Here is a 22,429-nt window from a genome sequence, read left to right as displayed (position 1 = left end):
TCATTTCCTTACTGATCAAACTGCAAAAGGAATCAGACATTCGCATCGAACATCTTGACGCCGCGGCGGTTCTCTACCGTAGCAGCTCCTGGCGGTGCATAAGTATCACTCGCCGCCGTCTGGGTCATCACATTGATGTGAAAATCCGCAAACTCCTTGCTGTGCTTCAGCAGCACCTTAGTCGATGCCAGTTCCTTCTGCATCTCATTCTCCAATCCCTGGACTCTTGCTAACAGCCGCATGACCGCATCCCTTTCCACAGAGTCCGGCATGCCGACTGCATAGGCTGTCATCCTTTTCTTTCCTACCCTTTGCAGGAACTTATCAACCAGCCCCACAATCTGCCCGAGTTTTGTCAGGGGAGCTTCCAGAGCCTGTACTGCATCTGATACGCCAGCACCATTGCTATTATCCCGCAAGGCTTTCTTTACCGCCTGCAATCCTTCCAGGCACTCCATGCTGAGCATCATCTGGGCCCGCAACAATTTTACAGCCTCATCCATAGATCTCCCCACCCTTATCAAAATTTTGACGCCCTCCAATCTTGCAGCAAGTGTCAGGCGTCAAATTCGTAGTTTTGCCGATGGCTGACGACCTCACCACCGCCCTGACCATAGGTCGGCTCAACCGTCGTTCCGCCAATGCGATTCAGATGATAGGCAACAGCCTGCATTGCCCCACGGATAAGCAGGCTATTGCCTTCGCTAAGTTCCTTGGCTGCCGCCGTATTCTGCGACAACTCGCCATGGAGCTGCTCCAAAATCTGCCTCAGCTGCGCATTCGGCGCATACTGCAGCAAGTCAGTAAGTTTCGAATCCTTCTTGATTGCACGATTTTTCACCGCTAGATTTATCAGTGCCTTTTGCCGCTGCTGCTCAAGTTCTTTGATCTTCTTCGTCAAATCATCTTCATCCTTTAGCAGCCGTTCCAGCGTCTTCATATCGATAGTTACAAGTGCAGACCGTTTCTGCTTGCCAAGTTCGACAAGCTGCCGATAGATTTTGTTCAGTTCATTGAGTGTTGCTGCCAAATCCTGCCACATAGACTGCCTCCATCATCAGGAATCGTATTCGTCTCAGTAACGCGTATCGAGCAGGCTGCCTGCCAATTTCTGCGCATCTACCTGATAGCTGCCATCCGCTACCTGCTGGCGCAGGGCTGCTACCTTCTGCTCGCGGCTGTCGTCCATGCTCTTGAGTTTCTGCAGCATGCTGCTGAAGCTCTGTGCCTCATTCGAGAACACGACCGCATCACTCTCATGCGCCTCACGCATAGCCGCAGCCCGTTTCGTGCCGGACGCCGAGCTCACATTGTACGCACCGGTCACAGCCTGAATATTGCCATTGATTATCATCTGGTTCACCACCTGTCATTGTTTTTTGACTTTATAGGACCCTGATTAGGCTCTTACTCTGTCTTCTGGTAAAAGTATCGTAAAAAAAAGCAGGAGACTTAACTCCTGCTTTTCAGCCATTATAAACGATTATGACACAATCTCTTACAAATGCTCTGTTTTTCTATCTATTGCGTATTTGTTTCAATCCATCGTGTTTTTCGAATACATACCGTGGCCGCGCCCAGCCTGCTGTTTTGCGGCCTGCTTGGCAGCGGTAAGAGCCGATGCTTTCTTCTGCAGCTCCTTGTGCACTTCCTCCTGGCAACTCTGGCAGATCTTGCCCGAAATGATTGGTGCCCCGCATTTCTCACACGGATAGCTCATCTTGACACCGACCTGCTCGAAACGTCCCTCGCGGATCATCTTCTTGATCATGCCCTCCGGAGCTCCCGTTGCCTCAACGATCTCGGGAATCTTCGAACCCGGATTGTCGCGCACGAAGTTCACTACCTCTGCCTCTTTGGCCTTGATCTTATCATAGCAGTCCATGCATACACGCGTGCCGTTATCTGCAAACAGTTTGCCACACATCGGGCAATTCTTGATTTTTCCTGCCATCTTCTGTCACTCCTATCATCAGATTCCAATCGCATACGATTGCATTTATTATATAAATTCGGCAGGCAGTATATTTAATCCTGCCTGCCGATCCATTATTTTACCATATCTTGCCCAACATGAACCACATGCGGCCCTTGGCTTTAGCCGCCTCTGTGATATTCGGATCACCACCGATACGCCGTGCATAATCAAGCCGTGCAAACCAGTCGTTCGGCTTCGTATACGAGAGACCTACCCCCCAGCCTTTAAGCGTCATGCCTGATGAATACACTCCTGGCGCTGCAACGCTTCCCAGACGTTCCAAACCGCCATCCTTCCTATACTGAACATGTCCCATATCGAAATAGGTACTGAATACCAATCCCGGTACATTTGTATAAAAACGGGTCTCGACAGTTCCCATGATGCCAACATCTCCCGATCCTTCGCCTTGCGGATATGCACGCACACCATTGGCTCCACCAAGATATAATTCCTCAGAGCCATCCAGATTACGGCTAGCCAACTGACCACTTGCTTTAACAAGTACATCAGCCCGATGCCCCAGGGACTTTACTGCTGTTGCCTTAGCCTCTAATTTCGTATAGCGTCCTGCTGTATTAGCACTCAGATCCAGCGTACGAGAATCATCAGAATCCATCCCCACCGTACCAGTAATCACCTTAGCATCGTAGTTGACTGTATATCCATCACCACGTACAAAGCCATCAACACCTGCCCGGACACTATGAGAATGCTTTTTACCCTTTCGGTTGAATTTATCGATATTATCTTCAAGCTTACGATAATCATAACCGTAGGAGAAGTTCAGCCCTCTGCCTGTATAATGATAGACTGGCCTGCTTCCAAACAAGCTGAGGGTGGTAGCCACACCATTTGCCTCCAAGTTTTTGAGGATTCCTCCAACTTCATAGTCCATACGGCTATAGCCGAAACCAAGTGTCGTGCCTCCATGACCAATCAGCGCCTCATAATTGGCATAATAATTATGCAAGCCACCATTAGAAACCATAGTCCCCACTGCAAGCTTACCGCCTGTACCGCCAACATCGTAAATATTATGCTGCAGTCCATAACGATAACGGCCTGTATTCTGGCTGCCATAGTTTTCAACATAAAGAATCGTATTGGCGCCCTTGCCTTTTTCCAACCGTACGGTCAAATCACTCGTACCAAGATCCTTGCCAGGACTCAGTACACCTACAGCCCGCGTACCACTGATATCTGAAAGCGTATACAAAGCCGTCTCGAGATTCTTCGTGCGAATGACATCGCCCGGTTTCAGCCCATTGACAAATCCCTGTATGACACTTTTCTTCATCTTGGTCTGATTGTCGAACTTGATTTCACCATAACGGCCAGGTATAACCTTGATAGTAATCATGCCATCCGTGCTCTTCTGTGGCGGAACATAGGCTGCTGCTGCAGGATAACCATGTTGACGGCAATAACGCGTCAGGGAATTGAGCGTTACATTGAGCTGCGTCATCGTCTTATTATCGCCCATGCCTTCCTGCAGGATACGAGTAAGCTCTTTCTTATCCAGATAAAGATCCGGTGCTTCAAGGCGGAAGTTCACAATCGTGAACTCCACCTCAGCTTTCCCTTTATTGCCTTCTGGATTCAAGTCCTCGACAGCAGCTGCCGGTTTCGGCAGCTGTGCCTCAACATCCTGCCCTGGCTTTGCCAGCGACGATGCTGCCATTGCCGTTCCACTCATAACACTGAGTAACGAAACAGCTGTTACTCCTGCTGTAATTCGTTTCTTCCACGGATTCTGCATATCTTACTATCCTTCTTTCTTAGCCAGCAGACTTGATTTCTGCCTGTGCATCTTTATCCGCTGACGCTGTTGCCAGTGGAACAATCTCCAAGTTTACGATACTGCCATCACCATCGACTTCAATCTGCGCTACATTGCCAGCATCAACATTTTCCATGTTGACCACATCATCGCCTGTGATACCGATGCGTGACAGCTTGTTCTTACCACCATTCTCTACACTGGCTACGGCCTCAAGGCCGCTATTCGTGCCATCGTCGCCAGCAACAGACTCACTGCCATTCTCGGCTGCAGCACCAGGATTACTTGCACCACCTGCATTTCCAGAATCTTCAGTACCACCTGCGCCAGCTATTGCCTTCGGCAGCCCAGCAGCACTAGGACCTGTCTCATAAACATCACCGCTGCTGATAGTCGTAAAACCAAGCACCGTTCCATTACTGTCACGATATTCAAGCGCCGCCTTGCCGGTGCTGTTGAACTCACCAGCTGCAGCCGGATCTAATGCAGCCTGCTGATAGGCCTTATGATCTGACGTAAACTGACCATGCGGATTGACTGTATCTCTATATTCCCTGCCTGGATCTGTCATCTGTACCGTAAAGGCCTTCTCATTGGCTGCCGCCTGTGCAAAAGTATAATTCTGCCCTAGTTTCCCTGACAACAGCCCCTTATACCAGCCATAAACTGCATACTCACCAGGTGTATCCGTAGTGACTAGTCCATCCGTTTTGAACTGGAACTTATCTGACAAACCAGTATCATTCGCTAAAAGGCCATTTACCGTCCCATAGAAAGCCGGCATTGGATCGCCAGCATCAACAGTTGCAGGTTCGGCTACAACCTCAAGCCCTTTGCGACGGATGGTACCCTTGCCCTGCACCTCAGTTGCTGCCAACTGATAATTTCCATTAGCTAGTTGCAACTTATAATTGACCGTATGCTGGATGAGTCCATCCGTATCTTCGCTGACACCAGCATTCGCATCATCATACGTTGCTGATGCCGTAAGACCGATGTCATCACCGCGGACAATCTGCTCATGGAATGCTACATTGACAGCAGCATTTTTCACGGCTGTCGTACCATCATATTCTTTCTCAGCATCAGCCAGTGATTTCACAGTCAGTATTCGCGGTGTAATCGTACCATTGGTACCGTTAAGCTCAGCGGAAAGGCCTGCCGTCGTTAGGGTTTCCCCTGCGTCTGTCGGTTTTGCCCCCAGCTCATAGTTGCCATTATCCCAGCTCAGCTGGTATGTATAGCCCTTTGTACCGCTGCCGGCATTCTTATCCGCATAACTTGCGTCCACTACCCCCACATTGATGGTATCACTACCAATCAATGCAGAAGTATCAACAGTGATATTCGAAGCAGTCTTATAGGCATCCTCCACTGCAGTTGTGCCATCATATTCCTTGACAGGGCCATTATTCACGGATACACCAACCGTAATCGGTTTGATAGTTCCTTTGCCTGTCAACTCTTGTGTTGCAAGATAATAATTGTCTTTATCGGATCCTTCCAGCTGGAAACTTGAATATACGACATCCTGAGTTGTCACCTTTCCTTGGTTATCGCGCTTGACGTTCCCTGACCGATACGCAGCACTGATAGAATTCCCCAATCGAATGATACTAGCATCATCCGTAAGAGCGCCAGTATCCTGTCCATTAGCTGCCAACTTGAATCTATCGAGCTGCTTATAAGCCTCATCAACATTATCGGTGCTATCATACTGCTTATTAAGACCAATGCCCTTTCCTTCCTGGAAATCCACATATACCTTGCGCTTGATGATATCGCCTGCACCCTCATACGTTGTCGTATCCTCATGTATTACTCTACCATCAGCATCAAGAGCCTCGATAGTATAGTTGCCTTTATCATCCCCATTTACTGCAACAGTATGCTTGATTACCTTGCCATTACCTGCCTGAGCAGCCTCTGTGGTATCGGCATTAGCATTTTTGTCCCCATACTCAGAGGTAACCATAAGCGTTACACCATCACCTGATACAAGATCATGTTTCGTTCCATCTTCATCGACAACGAATTCATACACATTAGCAGCATCCGCCACAGCCGTGGTACCATCATAGACCTTATCCAAGCCCGTATCTTGCGTGAAATCGAGCTTGAGCACGCGCGGCGTAATACTTCCGAACTTGTTTTTATCTGCCGAATTTACCGTCATATGATAGTCATCACTTGTGATACCATACATTGAAAAATTCTTGAACGCCTGATCCTGAAGACCTTTTATGGTATACGTAACCCCTTTAGCAGCAACAACATCCACTTGATTGTCATTGTAGACCGCTTTCTCAAGATTATACCCCAAATCAACCTTTTCCCCTGTCACCTCCGTATAGATTGAAAAATACCTCTCCGGATTGATGACCGTAGGGGTACCATCATATACCTTCGTGATTGACTCATCCGTCCAATCCGCCTCGATATCGCCTTCGGTCAACGCCAAACGGCGAATCTTGCCTTTCTGCTTTGCCTCATCAAAATACACCGTATCAGCAATCGTATAGTTCTTCGCCGAGAACGTCCCTGTTGATGAGCCATTAGTTCCTGTTGCATGTACCAAGGCATTCTGGAGCCCTGTATACTTCACCGCCTTATAGCCAGTCCTTGCTGCCTCAGTAAGTGCCGTATTGGAGCTCCAATTCACATCGCCATTTTCTACAAAGGTACCCGTTGCCATAGAACCATACGTGCCAGAAATATCGTCGTCATGCAACTGGATTGTTTCGCCATTGACACCTTCAATCACTTTGCTCGAAATCGTTTTGACATTGGTGTGACCATCATACACTTTATTGGCTGTCGTATCGCCAGCAACTTTATTGAAATTATCGTCTTCTGCCGCCTCAGCAAAATTGAAATCAGCCGTGATCTCCTTGGGCCGGATGATTCCCTTACCCGTTACTGTAAGTTTTGGCTGAGCCGCACCTACCGTCGACGAGGATGTACCATAAACCAGCTTATAATTCTTCGCACTCGTTCCGTCCAGCACAACATCATAGTAGACATTCTTTTCCGTCACTTGATTCGACGAATCATAGGCAACATCCTTCCCATCGTAATGCGCATTGATTGCACTACGATCCATATAGGCAGCATTAGCATCATCAGCATAGATTCCTGTCACATCCAGCATATCAGTCCCGACATTATATACACTGCCATCGGCTGCACGCACAGTTTCTGTTCCATCATAATCCTTCGTCAAAGTTTGCGTTGGCGCATTGAATACGACCGTGACTTCCTTCGGGGTAATATGAGCATCACCTGCTGTTGCCGTCAAAGCGTTGGTTGACGAATCATAGAAGGTTACTTGACCAAGGTCAAAATTAGAAAGTGCCGCATCATTCAGCGTAATCGTGTATTCAGCCTTAGTCGCATCGATACTGCTGGTTCGTTCGCCATTATTCTTCTGGAATTCTGCGCCAATCGCAGAACAATACGCATCAAGATTGTTCTGCGTGGCATCCTTCAGCACCACACCGCCAATCGTAAACGTATTGATATATCCCGCTGCCTGATCAACATCCGGGGTCATGTCATAAATCTTGCTTATTTCACCGAAACCAATGGCAATATCATCATCCCCGAGAATCTTAGGTACAATCTTGCCACTGCCTGTCAATTCTACCTTGCCATCTTCCCCGATGCTGATTGGCTGCCAACTACTATCGGCAATATAATAATTCTTGCTGTCATTTCCGCTCAAGCTGACTTTGTAGGTAATATCCTGTGCAACAACCGTATTGTTCTCGCGCGCAACATTCGCACTTGCATATCTTGCATCCTCCCGCGAGGCAAAGCTTATTTTGACATCATCATCCTGGTTTGCTCCAGCCTTGCGATGTATACCCATATAGCTGGGATTTACCAGTGTCCCATTATCCGTATTGGTCAGCGAATTCCCCTGCGCATCCAGCAGATATGACGTTCCATCATAATACTTATCTGCCGATGCAAAGACTACCTGCACTCCCGCCGGATTGATGGTGCCCGTTACATTGTTGATTGTCGTTTCATTGCTAGTCTGTGCAACCGTTGCCGCAGCATTCGTCACTGGATTCAACGCATAGTTCGCCGAGTTGTCAGCTGCAGCACCAGTATCAGGCACAATTGCTACGGTGTAGGTTACATTATGTCCGTTCTCCAGCACAGCTCCAGTTGTCGAATCACGTTTGACATTCACATCATCATAGACTGCCGAAATAGCAAACTTCGTCCCATCGTCAACGAGCTGATGATCCGCAGTCGTACCATCGGCGTAGCGGACATAGTCACCCCCAAAGGTCAAATAGCCTGCATTATTGGCATCCACCACGGCAGCCGTGCCATCATATGTCTTGGTAATACCATTAGGCGTTCCAACGACAACATTGATGACACGTTTCGTGATTTCACCCGTTCGCGTGACCGTTACCTGACCATTGGTGATTTCACTTTCCCCTAGCGTATAGTTTGCCAGGGTAGCTGCATCGTTATTTCCCGCCAGGGTTATCGTGTATCTGATTTTCTTCGCATCCGCTACACTTGACGCGTCATCCGTATCTGTCGCATTGCGGAAAGTTGCCGTCGGTGCAACCGAAAAGCCCGTAAAGGCCGCCGCATCATCAGCGATAATCCCTGTATGAATCGTCTGCTCCTGCCCATCTGGCACCTGACCAGCCGTAAAGTCCATACCGCTGACGCCGTAAGCAGCATTCCCATCATATGCCTTGGAAGCTATCCCTCCATTTGCGGTCGACGTGCCATCTGCATGATGGAATACGATGTTATCCAGTGGAATATCGCGTTTCTTTATCGTTCCCGTTGCCTGGAGCTTATTCCCTGCTGACGCCAAATCATATTCCTGTCCATTCGCAGCGATGCCGATAAGCTGATAATTATACTTGCTGGAATCATAGCTGCTCTTTGCCGCATCGGTCAAACCGACCGCATAGCTAACCGTACGTGCACCAGCATTTTTTTTATCATAACTTGCTGCGCCACGCTGCAGATAAGTCCCCGTTCCAAGGAACTGATTGTTTTCACGTCCAGCCGAGGTATCGATTACGACGTTATTCTCTGGCGAATACGCTGCAGAATTATCCGGATTGACAATATCGGTTGAACCATCATAGGTTTTATCGATACCTGTCGCTTGCTCCAGTTTGACATATACTTTTCGCGGGGTAATATTGCCCCGCACCCCATTAGTCAATCCACTCGTATCGAGGGTATAGTTCGCAGACTCATTTCCATCCGCACCTGCCTGCAACAAATTCGCAGCGTCTGTAATGCTGATATTGATTGGCTTATCATTACCGACATCCGCATTATCAGCCGAATTGTCAGCATTGCGATAAGCTGCGGAGAAGGCATTCGTATTCAAGGCTACCTTGCCTACATCCGTGCTGACCAGTCCGGTATCCGAATCACTAGTGCTGACATCGATGGATGTTCCCAGCAATGCAGCCTGCAAAGCCGCATTCGCGCTCACGTTGCCATCATATACCTTATCGGCTGAAAACGTACCGCTATTGGGTGCCAAATTGCGTTTTTTGATGATCAGTGACGTTGAAGCTAAATCATAGCCATCCTGCCCTGTACTATAAAACAACCGGTCAAGCGTACCAGCATTACGCTGCCGTTCATCAGTCTTGCCAATTTTAGTTTTATCGTATCGGGAACTATCCTTGATACTATCAATGCCAATGTAATAGCCATTATATACGACACCATTTAGCGAGTCCCCGGATTTCGTAGCCACAGACGTGCCACCCACAGACTCATTATAAAGTCCATAATTAAAGTCCACCGCAATCGTGCCGTGACCATTTGCCTTTAAAAAAGAACGCAATAATGGCGTAGAATGACCATCATAAATACGCCAAATATCCGTAGCATCACTGCCATTCAAAAAAGCATATTTTGACTTGTCTTTCTTATCAGCATCGCTCCATCCAGTAATAACATAGGAATTTGTTCCAGCCCCGTTGGGCCCCACCGTCCCAGGCGCAGCTATGTTCGCGTCAGATTTTATATACCGACCATTATCATAACAATTACTTACACTAACTGTGTAGCCAGTCTTACTATCACTAATCGATTCAGTTGTTGCTGAGCCTCCACCAATTGTAGCTACCAGCTTTGTCATATCACCATTATAAAGACCATAATACGTTAGATTATTTTCAGAATCATTATTTATAGTGCCTGCATTATAAGAATTTGTAATGGCTACATTAGCACCATCGGCAATGGATCCAATAATTCCCGAGCCATTATATATAGTGGCCATATTATAGGCTCCATCAACAGTAATTGTACCAACAGCCCTTCCAATAATACCACCATTACAAAATCTTATACCTTCATCGGCTATACCCGTTCCGACGGGATCAAATGAGGCTATCATTCCTCCAGTTGCATATACATTTCTTAATGTCGTATCTTTTGCAATGCCAACCAGCCCCCCTGCATATGGGCGCCCATACATCGCCGATATCTCTACCCCAACATTCTCAATCGCGGCACCATCGGTATATCCAAATAATCCTGCAGATTCCACAGGAGCAGTATGTGGAATAGTCAAATTACTGATCTTAAAGAAATTTCCATTGAAATGCCCCGAAAATGGTGCATTTGATTGACCGATAGGCGTATGCGTACCAGTCAACGGGATATCCTGTCCTAGCATATAGATGCCATTACGCAGCTCAGCAGTATCATCAATTTCGTTCAGCTGACTCTGCGTGCGGATTACCTTGGCATAATAAGGATTAACATTTGCCGTTTCCTCAAGATTCTTGACCTGATACTGATAGCTGGCATCATCCGCAGCCAAGGAATCTGCGGCCAAAGTCGTCGCTACCTCATGCCCAAGCCAGACATCCCCAGCAGCCTTTATTGTTACCTGGGAGCCGTCGGTAAGCGCCGCACCACTGGCCTGTACTACGTTAGCCGTATTCAGGAACGTTACATTATTGCCCTCAACCTGCACCTTATCAGCCTGTATCGTCCCCATATTGATGATATCATTGGTCGCTGTGCCCGAGGTAATTACCTTGTCTGCCAAAGAGCCACTTTCCGCTGTGACCTGCGAATAATCCACCGAAGCCTTAGTGGATGCGTAAAAAGCCCCTACATTGACCGTGGCATTTTGCCCCATAATCACACCATTGGGGTTGATTAAATAAACTTCATTGCCACCCTTGATTGCACCATCAATATAGGAAGTTGTCCCACCGGTTACAATATTCAGATAGTTATTGGCGTTGCTACCCACGACGCCATTGTCGAATTGTACCGTTTCGCCCTGAGCCACGGAAAAATCGCGCCATTCAATGACGTTATTCTTTGTCGTACTTGTGATATTTGTCGTTGTACCGGCCACACTTATCTGTGCACCACCTACGGCAACATGATCCTTCACTGGCGCACCATAAGAAACCGGCAATATCGAAAACATACCAGCCGCCAATGCGATACTGATTTGCAGGGTTATTTTTTCCTGTCTTGCTCTCGCCGTCATAATCATCCAACTCCTTGGCATAACCTATCCCATGATTCCTTCTAGTATCTATTATACGGCAAATCCCAGCCTTGCCGCAATCATTATAAAACTCTCCCCTCAAACGAGGGGAGAGATTAAAGATTCTTTACTGTAAAAGGCTCAACACTTGGCTGGAATTCTGATTTGCCTGCGCCAGCATTGCCTGTGCAGACTGCGTCAGGATATTATTCTTCGTATAGGCCGTCATTTCCTGAGCCATATTGGCATCACGGATTACCGACTCAGAGGCTTGTGTATTCTCTCTGGCTGTGGTCAGGTTGGCTGCCGTATAGTCCATACGGCTCGCAATCGCGCCAAGCTGCGTCTGCTGATCCAGCGCCTTCTGTACCGCATGATCCAGGACATTGATGGCCGCATTGGCATCATCCTGATTGCTCACGCTCAAAGTCTTGACCGGCGTATCGGTCGAGGTAAGCCCCAAGGCAGCCGGCCGCATATCCGTCATACCGACCTTGACCGCTTGGTTGGCCTTCGTACCAATCTGGAACACCAGCGCATTGTCTTCCGATTCGTTCTGCGCCCGTATTGACTCATCAAAGGCGTCCAAGGCGTTATTTGCGAACTTGCGCTGGTTGCCATCCTTATCGGTGATGCCAATGGTAAAACCAGCGATCTGGCCTGCTACGCCCGGCGTCGACGACTTGATGGTTATCGCATTCTGTCCATCTGCCGTCTTCACGGTATTGCCGAACTGATTTGCACCAATATTTGCATCCACACTGGCCAGCTGAATACGACCTTCCGTTTCTTCCAGAATTTTCTTTAACGTATAACCTTTCTTTACATCAATATATCGAGGAAGGCCACTTCCTGAGTAAAAATTCGGATTTAACTCTCGTTCAAAATATGCCAGTGGATTGATTGTCTTCGTATGCGTCTCACCATTCTGCACCCAGGAAATCGTCAAGGTATCCGAGCTCTGGATGCCCAACGACTCATTGTTACGGGTAACCAATTCCAAAATCGACGTATCACCCGTCGTCTCTGGCGACAAGCTCTGATTGGTCAGATGCGTATACGTACCACCCTCGATAACACTATTATTCTTTGAACCATCAAGCAACGTCTTGCCATTGAACGTGACATTGGCATTATCCGTAAGCTGGTCGATGGACTGATCGAGTTCCTTCTGGATGTTGGCGCGATCTGAATCCGTATTCGTATCATTAGCTGCACTGATTGCTTTCTCTTTCAGTGTCTTCAGGATTTCCACCGTGCTATCTATAGCCCCCTGAGCAACCGTCAGCAAACTCTTGCCATTCTGCGTATTCGCATCATCCTGCTCCAGACCATTAATCTGTACGCGCATCTTTTCGGAGATGGCGTACCCCGAGGCATCATCCGCTGCACTATTGACTTTCATCCCTGAAGCAACTTTTTTCAGGCTTTTTGCCAGCGCCTTATCATTCTTATCGAGCTGATTCAGCGTATTCTTGGCCGGCATATTATTCTTGACTACCATTGTCATGATAGCAAACCTCCTTGTTTCCCCTTATTGCTACAATGCCTCTGCTATCCGCAACAAAGGCATCTCTAGTTATCTAACTATTATATCGTACAAATTTTTTTTTTCTTAAGTCTCCTTGCCAAAATTTAATATAACAAAAATACCGCCAAAGAAAGCTCTCTGACGGTATTTACCCTCACTGCAACAATTGCAGGACTTGCCCTGCGGATTTATTAGCTTGCGACAACATCGCCTGCGCCGACTGGGTCAGGATATTGTCCCTCGTATAATCTGTCATCTCCTTAGCCATGTTGGCATCACGGATGACACTCTCCGAATTCTGCACATTCTCGCTAGAAACGATAAGGTTAGCCGCCGTATAGTCCAGACGGCTCATGTAAGCACCAATCTGCGTTGCCTCTCCCAGTACCTTTTCTATCGCAGCATCGATAGGCCCCGTCGAATTTTTATCCTTCACATCTCCCAGCAACCGCTGCGCACTTGCCTGCGTCGTAAGTTTCATATCACGAATACCTAATGCCTCTGTGCGCAGATCTTCTATCCAACAACGTATATTCTGATTGGCCTTGGTCCCCGTATGGATAATCAGCGGTGTCCCCAGCCGATATAAAGACTCACCATCATCCGGCATCGAGCTGGTTCCTCCCGAGTCACCTGCCGTTCCACCCTCACCATGTCCAATTCCTGGTACCTCATGATCATCCGCTTGGAAGGCCTTCGATGCATCCAGCAAGCGCAGCGACGACTTCGAGATATAGATATGCTCCACACTACCGCTAAGTCCTGAACCGATTGCCGCGCCCTCCGGGGATTCATGTACAATCTTGGACGCATTCTTGATGTAGATATTTTGGGCACTCGAACCATTACGCCCTGAACCAATACCCGCACCATGTTCACTATAGCCTGTATAATCCGTATTTGTGATTGTAATATTCTTACAGGTACTGCCACCATCACCGGAACCAATGCAAGCACTGTCACTATTGCGGATTTCAACAACCGAGCTGTCTACTGTGATATTCCCTGCTCGCGACCCCGAATACCCCGAACCAATCCCAGTATCGATACTGCCCATATGATTGGTAAGATGCAGGGTAGTATTATCAATATCTTTGATGGTTGAATTCTTGACCAAGATATCGCCGCAGCTTGCATTGTTCGAACCTGCACCAATACCGGCAAAATAGTGCCCATTTAAATGAATCGTTGAATTATCTACTTCAATATTGCCAACGGAACCACCAGAACCACCAGAACCTATGCCCGCGCCATCAAACATGTTTGTATTGATATTGGCATTCCTGATAATCAGATTTCCCGAGGATCTTTGTCCCGCATCCGTGCCTATACCAGCACCTTTGCCATTTGCCGAATTATTGACCGTAAGCGTGGAGCCATTACCATTCACGGTAAGCCCCTTCCCCATATTTACCACGGCTTTTTTCGCTGCGTTACCTTTGTTCGTCAGCGTACTGCTCCCCAGCAAGGTAAGCTGATTATTCTCACCAGTGAATTGGATTACATTTCCTTCTGTATTGGTGATATTCAAATTCTCAATCCAAAGCTTAGCATTATCACCAGAAACATTAATCGTGACGTTGTTCAAAGCCATTGCTGCCGTCTGCTGGGTAAACCGCACACCACTTGCCGCAGCCTCTGCACTGATACTCACTGTCCCCGTATACCCATCAGCAAGCTGGTAGACACCACCGGCACTGATGGTGTAATCACCGCTGGCAATGACAGTCGGTGTACCTGTGGGGCCATCATCCAGCGGGGTTACTGATGTTGCTCCACGCACCCCTGTCGCACCATCATCGTCTTCGTCCAAATACTTATGATAATGCGCATAGGTACCATCAAGCAGCCGTTTCCCGTTGTAGTTTATCGATGAGGCGATATCTTCGATATCTGCCTTACGCTGATCGAATTCCTTCTGGATTGTCACCCGATCCATATCAGTATTATGATCACTAGCCGCATTGATTGCCATAGCTTTCATACTGCGCAATTCATTGAGGATACTCTCCACACCACCAGCTGCTACCCCGAGCATCGACGCACCTGTTTTCGTATTCTGTACATCCTGATCCAGGCTCTTGATCTGCGCCTGCATACGCTCCGAAATCGCATATTCTGCGGCACTGTCACCAGCAGTATTGATTTTCTCCCCAGTCGACAATGTCTTCTGCTTTTTCCCCGATTCTGTGATTACCTTATTCAAGTTTCCCAGTGTCAATGCTACTGAGGCGCTATTCAATACTGACATCGTCATATCCGTTACCTCCATGTAATCCGTTTAAGGCTTTACTGCCTCCTTACTGAAGCAGACTCAATACGGCTGAGCTGCTCTGATTGGCCTGCGCCAGCATCGACTGTGATGCCTGCATCAAGACATTATTCTTCGTATATTCCGTCATTTCCTTGGCCATATTCGCATCCCGAATGGTCGATTCGCTTGATTGGACATTCTCACTGGCTGTTGTAAGGTTGCTTTCCGTATATTCCAAGCGACTCTGCAAAGCACCGATTGTCGTCTGCTGGTTAAGTGCCTTATCAATGGCTTTGTCGAAAGTCCGCAATGCCCTTTTTGCATCAGCTCTTGTCTGTATACTGACTGTCTTGCCTTCCTTGCTCTTCAGTCCTAATGCTTCAGCATGGACATCCGAAAACGATGCCTTGATGACCTGATTGGCTTTCGTCCCCACCTGGAAACGGAACCCCGAATCTGGACGTGAAAAGCCCGGCCAATTGACTGTCAGTCCATTTATCCGCGAAGTGCTGCTATCCGGATAATACCAATATTTCGTCGACATCCCCTCAGGAACGATTGTCACAGCTGTTTCCGTATCACCGCCCCAGGTCTTCGAGCCTGTGACTGCACCAGTATCATCTTTTTCCCCTGTACGATCCAAATCGATATCACAATAGTTCTTGAAAAATGCATCCATAGAACCTGCAGCATCGATATCAGACAGCAAACGCTCCTTAGCTGCGGCAACGCTCGTGAATTTCCCCAATGTCGCTGCAGCAATAGCATCATCCAAAGCTCCAGCGCCATTCTCGTTCAGCACAGTCATAAAGCGCTGCATGGCACCATTACGACCTCCTTGCGCATTGATGTAATGCAGGAACGTATAACCAACATTATATGGATCGTTGGATGAATCCTGTGTACTATTCAATACCGAGTTGTCAATCTTATTTGCTAATGTATCCTTGGTTAAGGCTCTGAGTTCAACTCTGCGCTCATCGTCGATACCATGTGTGAATTCAGCTGCACCTTCTTTTATATACAGCGGCAAGTTATTGAAATTATCAATATTCGCTGCCATCAGTGCATGTGTGAACTCATGGGCCAACGTACGGTCCAGATAACCAGCTCCTGCTGCTGTCGTACTGCCGTTGGGATCGTCGCGATTCAACGATTCGTAGAACTTCAGATTTATTACCAGCTCCAGTTCCGTAGCCTTGCCGCCCCGCGACTTATTCCTGACATACGCCAAGGTATTATCATCATCATTGGCAAACTTCACCGTAATTTCATTGACAGTCGTATCGTCTTCCTCAAAGGACAAGCCATAAGTATCCTTGATAAGCTGTAGACTGCTGTCAATCCATTCACTGTTCAAAGCCTTGATAATCGTCTGTTCCGTCGTGTCCGCATGATCTGCCGCACCATCAAACAGGATTTTACCATTGAATGTCACATTCGCATTATCGTCGATCTGATCTATTGATTGATCGACTTCTTTTTGAATAGTGGCTCTGTCTGCATCCGTATTCGTATCATTTGCAGCATCGATGGCCTTCTGTTTCAATGTCCGCAGAATATCCACCGTTGAACTGATAGCCCCTTCAGCCGTACGCATCATGCTACGTGCACTCTGCGTGTTGTTGATATCCTGATCCAATCCACGCACCTGCACACGCATACGTTCCGAAATAGCATATCCAGAAGCATCATCAGCTGCACTATTGATTTTCATCCCCGATGATACCTTTTTCAGACTCTTGCCCAATTTATTGCTATTCCTATTAAGCTCACCCAATATCTGTTGTGCCGCCATATTGTTCTTGATGACCATTCCCATGACTTTGTCCTCCGTGTAACGTACACAAATGAGAGTGTTCTGCCGAATGCTCTCTGCCATCCTTGCTATATTGTCCGCAAATTGCTTACATCTATATAATCGGATAAAAATGAGAAAAACTTAAATCGATTTGCGAAAAAACACGAACAAAATGCCTTCCCCAGAGGGGAAGGCTATGGTTCTTACTTATGCCAGATATGTGCCATGATGTCTTCGTAGACAGCCTCAAGGTGCTGGACAAGTACGCTGAGCATCAGCTGGATCATCTTGCTGTCGAAGGTCTCATCGACGAAGGGCAGGCAGATGTCAAGATAGACCGTACCCTCATCGCGCAGGTAGTATTTGAATATCTTGTACTGGGTGTTGAGATCGTTCAGATACTCCTTGAGATTGCTGCGCTTGTCCTCAGGGATGCCCGTGATGATCTGGGTGCGGATGACCGTGAAGATGCTCGTGTCGATCAGGATGGCCATGGGCAGGATCTGTCCCTTGGCCTCGATGCGCGAGCGGAAGATGACCGTGGAGTAGTCATCCTCCACCGACTCGGTGCTGAATACATCGATGCTGTTCTCAATCAGGAACTCCTGGAATTTCAAGGCCTTCTCGTTGCTCTCGACGCCGTTGCTTTTTTTTCTTGGCATGTGCTTGTCCCTCGTTTCTCTGCGTTATCATGACTATATTATAGCATAGCCGCCTGTGCGCTCAGCCAAAATATTTTTTCGCATTGTTATAACAGATGTCTTCAACGAGCTTGCCGAGCAGCTCCCTGTCATCCGGATACTCGCCATTCTCGACGAGACGGCCGATGAAGTTGCAGAGGATGCGGCGGTAATATTCATGCCGCGAGCACGAAAGCACACTGCGGGCATTGCTGGCCATATTGACCGCATTGCCCAGAAGTGACAGTCCTGCGGTATTGGCCAGCTGCGCCTTGATGCCAGCCTTGTCCCCCTGGAAGTTCCATGAGGCACCGAGCTGCAGCTTGCCAGCTGCCTCACTTCCCTGGAAGGCTCCGATGACCGAAGCAATCATCGGCCCGTCAGCAGGATTGCGCGAGCTGATGATGGTCTTGGGCAGCAGCGAATCCTTGTCAAGGGCATCGAGGAACTGGGCAAGCTTTGCCCCGCAGCAGCCACTAGTCAGGCAGTCGCCGCCTTTGGCCGGGCCAGCGCTATTTAACAGACGGCTGTTATTGTCGCGCAGCACTGCGTACTCAAGCTGCATGACCCAGCCGCGGCGCGCGTACTCCGTTGCCAGGAACACCATGATAGCCGTCTGGAACTGCGCGCGGACAGTCTGTGTCTGCCGTCTGGCCTTGCCGTTTATCGTGCGTCCCACGATATCATCAAGCTCAAATTCCTCGGCCAGGCAGAAATCCATCATATCAAGGGTATGGTCAGCCGTGCGGCAGCCCAGCGTCTCGAAGTAATCCATGCGCTTGCGCAATGCATCGCGGATATCCTGCATCGTGCTGATATCGATGTCTGCAGAGGTACCGAGCTCATACTTCATGTAGTTTTCCCACTCGGGTGACTCGATATGGAGCACCTTGTCGGGACAGAAAATCGGATGAACCAGCGTCTTGCAGGTCTCATCATCCAAAGTCTTGCGGAACCATTTGAGGTCATCGGCAGGGTCAGCCAGCGTATCGATGCTCTCGACACCAGCCTTTTGCAGCAGGCCGCGAATCGTGAAATCCGGCTGCTGCAGTTTCTCGTTGCAGAGCGTCCAGATCTCAGGAGCCGTCTCGCCACTAAGCAGCGTATCGCAGTCAAAGAACCGCTTGAGCTCAAGCTGCGTGCGCAGGAAGATCGGATTGCCGACGGCCTTGGGCAGGACTTCGGCGAATTTCTGGAATTTCTCATAGTCACTGGCATCACCGGTGATATATTTTTCCTCGATGCCGCCAGCACGCATCAAGCGCCATTTGGCATCGTCACTGCCCAGCAGCAGCCGCGTGATATTGCGATAGCTGCTATCGCTGGCGATCTCCGCCGCGCTCAGGTGGCAGCGATAGTCAATGATTGGCATCTTAGCGGCATGCTCATGATAGAGCCACTGTGCTGTTTCGGTCTGGAGCAGAACGTTTTCATCCATAAACTTTTTCATCTCGATCCTCCTCTGGTGCAAAGATAACTGAAAACTATGACTATTATTTCTTATTCATCTTACCACAATTCGTCGCAATTGTCGAGATTTTTCAGACAGATTTGAACTATTTTTCTTCCCTATGCAGACAAAAGCTGTGCTATAATGAGCTTGAGAAATTATTCACGAAAGGATTGTTTTATGGCTATCATCTTATTCCTGCTGCTCGGCCTGTTCGTCGGCGTCTTCGGCACCCTCGTGGGCATCGGCGGCGGCCTTATCTGCGTGCCGGTCTTCATCTTCTTCCTGTCCGATGGCGGCATCTATCCGTATTTCCATACGGCAGCCCAGATCACGGGCACCTCGCTGGTCATCGTGCTCGCCAATGCCGCATCGGGTACCCTCGCCTATATCCGGCAGAAACGCGTCTTCTTCCATGCGGCGATACCGTTCGCGGCTGCCACGCTGCCTGGCGCCTTCATGGGCTCGTATATCGTCAACTCCTTCAGCGCGCCGCAGCTCGACTTCTACTACGGCCTGTTCATGCTCTGCATGGCCTGCATCATGTTCTGGAATACGACCCATAGGCCACCCGCAGACATCCATGAGATTCCTGAGGGGTTCCAGTTCAGCCAGTGGATCGGCATCGTCTCGAGTTTCGGCGTCGGCTTTATCTCGAGCATCTTCGGCATCGGCGGCGGCGTCATCCACGTGCCGCTGATGATCTATCTGCTGGGCTTCCCGGTCCATGTCGCCACGGCCACCTCGCATTTCGTCCTGGCCTGCTCCTCGGCCTTCGGTGTGGTCTCCCACTTCCTGCTCAACCACATCATCTGGCTGCCAGCCATCTGCATCGCCATCGGTGCAGCCATCGGTGCCCAGATTGGCGCGAAGATCTCACAAAAAACAAAGTCCAAGGTAATCCTTGGACTGCTGTCACTGGCGATGTTCGCGCTCGGTATCCGCTTGATCTTATTGGGCAGTACGCACTAAGCCCAGCACCTTGTCCTGATGCACGCAGGTCTCGCGGACGAAGTCCTCGAGATACTCGTCAAATATCATCTGCGCCTCGCAGAGCTTCCTTAGCTCCGCGAGGTTCTTTTGCGTGTCGATATCATACTCGATGCGATGGAGCAGCCGCGCGAGCTCTTTGCGCGTGTCCCGGTCATAGAGGCCCTTGAGATTGGCGACACTGGCTGTGCTGCGTTTCGCCTCAACGAGCCACTGCGCCGTGCTAAGGTCATGGCTGAAATTTGCAAATCCCTGTGCCTCCCAGGATTCCCCCGCCGCCAGATCATCATCCTGCAGCCCCGGCAGGAAACCGATTTCCTTGAACAACGCATCATCAAGGATGCGGACAATCTCCGTCTTGGCATAGAGATGATCATCACGCACTGGAAAGATTCCCTCACGCAGCTGCGCGAGCACGCCGTGATAACGGATGTTCAGATACGCGGTATAGAGCGTGCCGACGTCGGTGAGCTTGCGGCTGATGTCCATCAGCGTATCATACAGCTCCCAAGACTCGGTCAGCACAGGCTCAGCGATAATGAAGTCAAAGCTCTCCTCGGCAAAAGGCAGCCGCTGCTGCCGATAGTCCAGGATATGCCAGTCGATGCCAAGCCCCGCAAACTCTTCAAGCTCTGCAATCTCCTCATACCGCGTGACCGCCGTTATAGCTGCCTGCGGATAGAGAGCCCGCAAGCGGACGAGGTACTGCGGGCTTTCAAGGACCAGCCAGCGTCTCGGCTCAGGCCCCCCCGCGAGATAATCAATCAGATCATGATTCAAGGAAATTTCCTCCCCTAGCCAAGATGGCCTCTGAAAACGCGGCGCAATACGCCTGTACATCCAGCAATGGCGAACGCTCGAGCTCGGCGCGCAGGCCAAGCTGCTGTGTTTCCAGTGCCTCGCGGTCTACAGCCAGCTGCAAGGCCAGCTTGATGTATTCGTCTGCATCATCTGCGATCCACTCCGCATGGCCAGCAGCCGCCAGTATGCTCGCACTGAGCCGTGCGCTATGGTGGTCGCCGCGCAGGGCGATGACCGGCACACTCATATAGAGCGCCGTGGCCGTCGCCGCGCCGCCCGGATACGGGAAGGTGTCGAGCATGATGTCAAGCTGCTGATAATCCTCAAGATAACGGTCACTGCCCAGCCGCACCTCGACGCGCTCCATCGGCAGGCCAGCATTCTCCAGCCGCTTGCACAGCACCGCCCGCCGCTCCGGCAGCCGTGTCGTATCCTGCACGATAAGGCGGCTGTCCGGAAGATTGTCCAGGATATGACGCCAAGCATCCATGACCTGACGGTTGATCTTCATGACGTTCTGATAGCAGCCAAAGACGATGCCATCCCGCTGGCGCACTTGCCGCGTCAATCGGCGCATGGCAGGTGTTGGCGTAAAGCAGAAACCGCTCGGCAGGCGCAGCAGCTGCTCGGTAAAGCGGTAGTCCGTGCCGACAGGGTCCATCTCCGCATCGGTCAGGAACGCATCGACGGCAGGCAGGCCCGTGGTATCGAACCAGCCGATGCCGCAGATCTGCACCGGCGCCGGCCGCTGAGCCAGCACCATGAGGCCCATGCCACCTGCCGAATGACCGCCAAGATCCATCAGCACATCGATCTCATCCCAGCGGATTGTCTCAGCCTGCTGCCGCAGGCTCTGCCCGGCCAGGCAACGGTATGTGAGCCCCGTCGCCTGCAGATGGCGCGTGAAGTCATCCTCACTGTCCTGCAGTGCATAGGCATAGACAGCAAAGCGACGCGCATCCAGCCCTGTAAGCAGGCATCCATAGAACCTTGCCGACGAGGAATCACGGAAATCCGGTGCCAGAAAGCCAATACGCAGCCGCGCGTGCGTTATACCCTCCCGCGGCGGCAGTGGCTCCGTATCGCGGTACAGTCCCTGGTAGACCTGATGCTGAGCAAACAGGTCATCAGCAGGGATGCCCGGCAGATAATGCAGGGCAAACAGGTAATTCGAGAAATGCTCACGCTGGCTGCGCAGGTATTTATCGGCCTGTGCAGCGTTGTTATAGGCCGCCGCCGCGCCCTCAGCATCGGCAAGGTCATGGAATACCGCACCGTAAAGCTCATGGACGCGCCACATCTCATCTGCCGGTACGATTCCCTCCTCACGCAAATCCTCCAATGCCTGCCGCGCCATACTCGTCCGTCCGCGCGCAAGCATCTGTTGGATTTCATCCAGCCGCGCTTTCCATATTTCAGCCATCTATATCCACCTTCCAAGATTCCAAAATATTACAGTTTGTCTGTTAGTTCGTGCGGACTGGAATCCCGATAGTACGCAGCTCGGGGTTCACGGGGTAGTACTTTTTCTGTTTCCGCTGAATGGACCGTACGACCAGTTCTACGGACTTAGTTACCTGCTCCCGTCACCAGGTCGCGACGTACATAGTTCTTTCTAGGTTATGCGCTTACGGCC

14 protein-coding genes are annotated in these 22,429 nt (G+C 49.7%); 1 reads left to right on the top strand and 13 read right to left on the bottom strand.

Annotated elements, in window-relative coordinates:
• Window positions 1-32: 32 nt before the first annotated feature.
• From BM322_RS05655 to uxaC, 11 genes are all read right to left on the bottom strand, one after another.
• A complete protein-coding gene (locus BM322_RS05655) occupies window positions 33-503 on the bottom strand; it encodes a hypothetical protein (RefSeq protein WP_075428937.1) in 471 nt (156 codons plus the stop codon).
• A gap of 53 nt (window positions 504-556) precedes the next feature.
• Window positions 557-1,042, bottom strand: a complete 486-nt coding sequence (locus BM322_RS05650; RefSeq protein ID WP_075428936.1) for a flagellar protein FlgN — start codon at window positions 1,040-1,042, stop codon at window positions 557-559.
• Window positions 1,043-1,075: 33 nt separating this feature from the next.
• Window positions 1,076-1,354, bottom strand: coding sequence for a flagellar biosynthesis anti-sigma factor FlgM (flgM, locus tag BM322_RS05645; protein WP_075428935.1), 279 nt, complete (start codon window positions 1,352-1,354; stop codon window positions 1,076-1,078).
• A gap of 183 nt (window positions 1,355-1,537) precedes the next feature.
• A complete protein-coding gene (locus BM322_RS05640) occupies window positions 1,538-1,954 on the bottom strand; it encodes a flagellar protein (RefSeq protein ID WP_075428934.1) in 417 nt (138 codons plus the stop codon).
• Between the two features lie 100 nt (window positions 1,955-2,054).
• On the bottom strand, window positions 2,055-3,740 hold the full coding sequence (locus BM322_RS05635; RefSeq protein WP_075428933.1) for a ShlB/FhaC/HecB family hemolysin secretion/activation protein: 1,686 nt from the start codon (window positions 3,738-3,740) through the stop codon (window positions 2,055-2,057).
• A 19-nt stretch (window positions 3,741-3,759) separates the two neighbouring features.
• A complete protein-coding gene (locus BM322_RS05630) occupies window positions 3,760-11,286 on the bottom strand; it encodes a YDG domain-containing protein (RefSeq protein ID WP_075428932.1) in 7,527 nt (2,508 codons plus the stop codon).
• A 127-nt stretch (window positions 11,287-11,413) separates the two neighbouring features.
• A complete protein-coding gene (locus tag BM322_RS05625) occupies window positions 11,414-12,796 on the bottom strand; it encodes a flagellin (protein WP_075428931.1) in 1,383 nt (460 codons plus the stop codon).
• Between the two features lie 175 nt (window positions 12,797-12,971).
• Window positions 12,972-15,074, bottom strand: a complete 2,103-nt coding sequence (locus BM322_RS05620) for a flagellin (protein WP_177220824.1) — start codon at window positions 15,072-15,074, stop codon at window positions 12,972-12,974.
• Between the two features lie 43 nt (window positions 15,075-15,117).
• Entirely contained in the window at window positions 15,118-16,893 is a 1,776-nt protein-coding gene (locus tag BM322_RS13555) for a flagellinolysin (RefSeq protein WP_075428929.1), read from the bottom strand.
• A 182-nt stretch (window positions 16,894-17,075) separates the two neighbouring features.
• Window positions 17,076-17,534 carry a YbjN domain-containing protein gene (locus BM322_RS05610; RefSeq protein WP_075428928.1) on the bottom strand — a complete coding sequence of 153 codons (459 nt, stop codon included), beginning with the start codon at window positions 17,532-17,534 and terminating at the stop codon, window positions 17,076-17,078.
• Window positions 17,535-17,595: 61 nt separating this feature from the next.
• The gene (gene uxaC, locus BM322_RS05605; protein WP_075428927.1) at window positions 17,596-19,002 is read right to left on the bottom strand and encodes a glucuronate isomerase; all 1,407 of its coding nucleotides are present in this window, start codon (window positions 19,000-19,002) and stop codon (window positions 17,596-17,598) included.
• 180 nt (window positions 19,003-19,182) lie between these two features.
• Here uxaC and BM322_RS05600 point away from each other — a divergent pair, with 180 nt between their 5' ends.
• The gene (locus tag BM322_RS05600) at window positions 19,183-19,974 is read left to right on the top strand and encodes a sulfite exporter TauE/SafE family protein (RefSeq protein ID WP_075428926.1); all 792 of its coding nucleotides are present in this window, start codon (window positions 19,183-19,185) and stop codon (window positions 19,972-19,974) included.
• Here BM322_RS05600 and BM322_RS05595 read toward each other — a convergent pair.
• Together BM322_RS05595 and BM322_RS05590 are read right to left on the bottom strand one after the other, a co-directional pair.
• Window positions 19,954-20,772, bottom strand: a complete 819-nt coding sequence (locus BM322_RS05595; protein WP_075428925.1) for a class I SAM-dependent methyltransferase — start codon at window positions 20,770-20,772, stop codon at window positions 19,954-19,956. The genes BM322_RS05600 and BM322_RS05595 overlap by 21 nt on opposite strands.
• Window positions 20,762-22,216: a hypothetical protein gene (locus tag BM322_RS05590; protein WP_075428924.1), complete on the bottom strand. Its 1,455-nt coding sequence runs from the start codon at window positions 22,214-22,216 to the stop codon at window positions 20,762-20,764. Before BM322_RS05590 ends, BM322_RS05595 begins: the two co-directional genes overlap by 11 nt.
• Window positions 22,217-22,429: the final 213 nt, after the last annotated feature.

It is taken from the genome of Selenomonas sp. GACV-9, from assembly GCA_900116485.1.
Classification (GTDB): domain Bacteria; phylum Bacillota; class Negativicutes; order Selenomonadales; family Selenomonadaceae; genus Selenomonas_A; species Selenomonas_A ruminantium_G.
The sequence above is the reverse complement of the archived record's forward strand: the minus strand, read 5'-3'. Positions and strand labels throughout refer to the sequence as shown.

Bases quoted from the DNA above. Each gene is read 5' to 3' on its own strand.
- BM322_RS05655 (WP_075428937.1), bottom strand. From the start codon at position 503: ATGGATGAGGCTGTAAAATTGTTGCGGGCCCAGATGATGCTCAGCATG.
- BM322_RS05650 (WP_075428936.1), bottom strand. From the start codon at position 1,042: ATGTGGCAGGATTTGGCAGCAACACTCAATGAACTGAACAAAATCTAT.
- flgM (WP_075428935.1), bottom strand. From the start codon at position 1,354: ATGATAATCAATGGCAATATTCAGGCTGTGACCGGTGCGTACAATGTG.
- BM322_RS05640 (WP_075428934.1), bottom strand. From the start codon at position 1,954: ATGGCAGGAAAAATCAAGAATTGCCCGATGTGTGGCAAACTGTTTGCA.
- BM322_RS05635 (WP_075428933.1), bottom strand. From the start codon at position 3,740: ATGCAGAATCCGTGGAAGAAACGAATTACAGCAGGAGTAACAGCTGTT.
- BM322_RS05630 (WP_075428932.1), bottom strand. From the start codon at position 11,286: ATGACGGCGAGAGCAAGACAGGAAAAAATAACCCTGCAAATCAGTATC.
- BM322_RS05625 (WP_075428931.1), bottom strand. From the start codon at position 12,796: ATGACAATGGTAGTCAAGAATAATATGCCGGCCAAGAATACGCTGAAT.
- BM322_RS05620 (WP_177220824.1), bottom strand. From the start codon at position 15,074: ATGACGATGTCAGTATTGAATAGCGCCTCAGTAGCATTGACACTGGGA.
- BM322_RS13555 (WP_075428929.1), bottom strand. From the start codon at position 16,893: ATGGGAATGGTCATCAAGAACAATATGGCGGCACAACAGATATTGGGT.
- BM322_RS05610 (WP_075428928.1), bottom strand. From the start codon at position 17,534: ATGCCAAGAAAAAAAAGCAACGGCGTCGAGAGCAACGAGAAGGCCTTG.
- uxaC (WP_075428927.1), bottom strand. From the start codon at position 19,002: ATGAAAAAGTTTATGGATGAAAACGTTCTGCTCCAGACCGAAACAGCA.
- BM322_RS05600 (WP_075428926.1), top strand. From the start codon at position 19,183: ATGGCTATCATCTTATTCCTGCTGCTCGGCCTGTTCGTCGGCGTCTTC.
- BM322_RS05590 (WP_075428924.1), bottom strand. From the start codon at position 22,216: ATGGCTGAAATATGGAAAGCGCGGCTGGATGAAATCCAACAGATGCTT.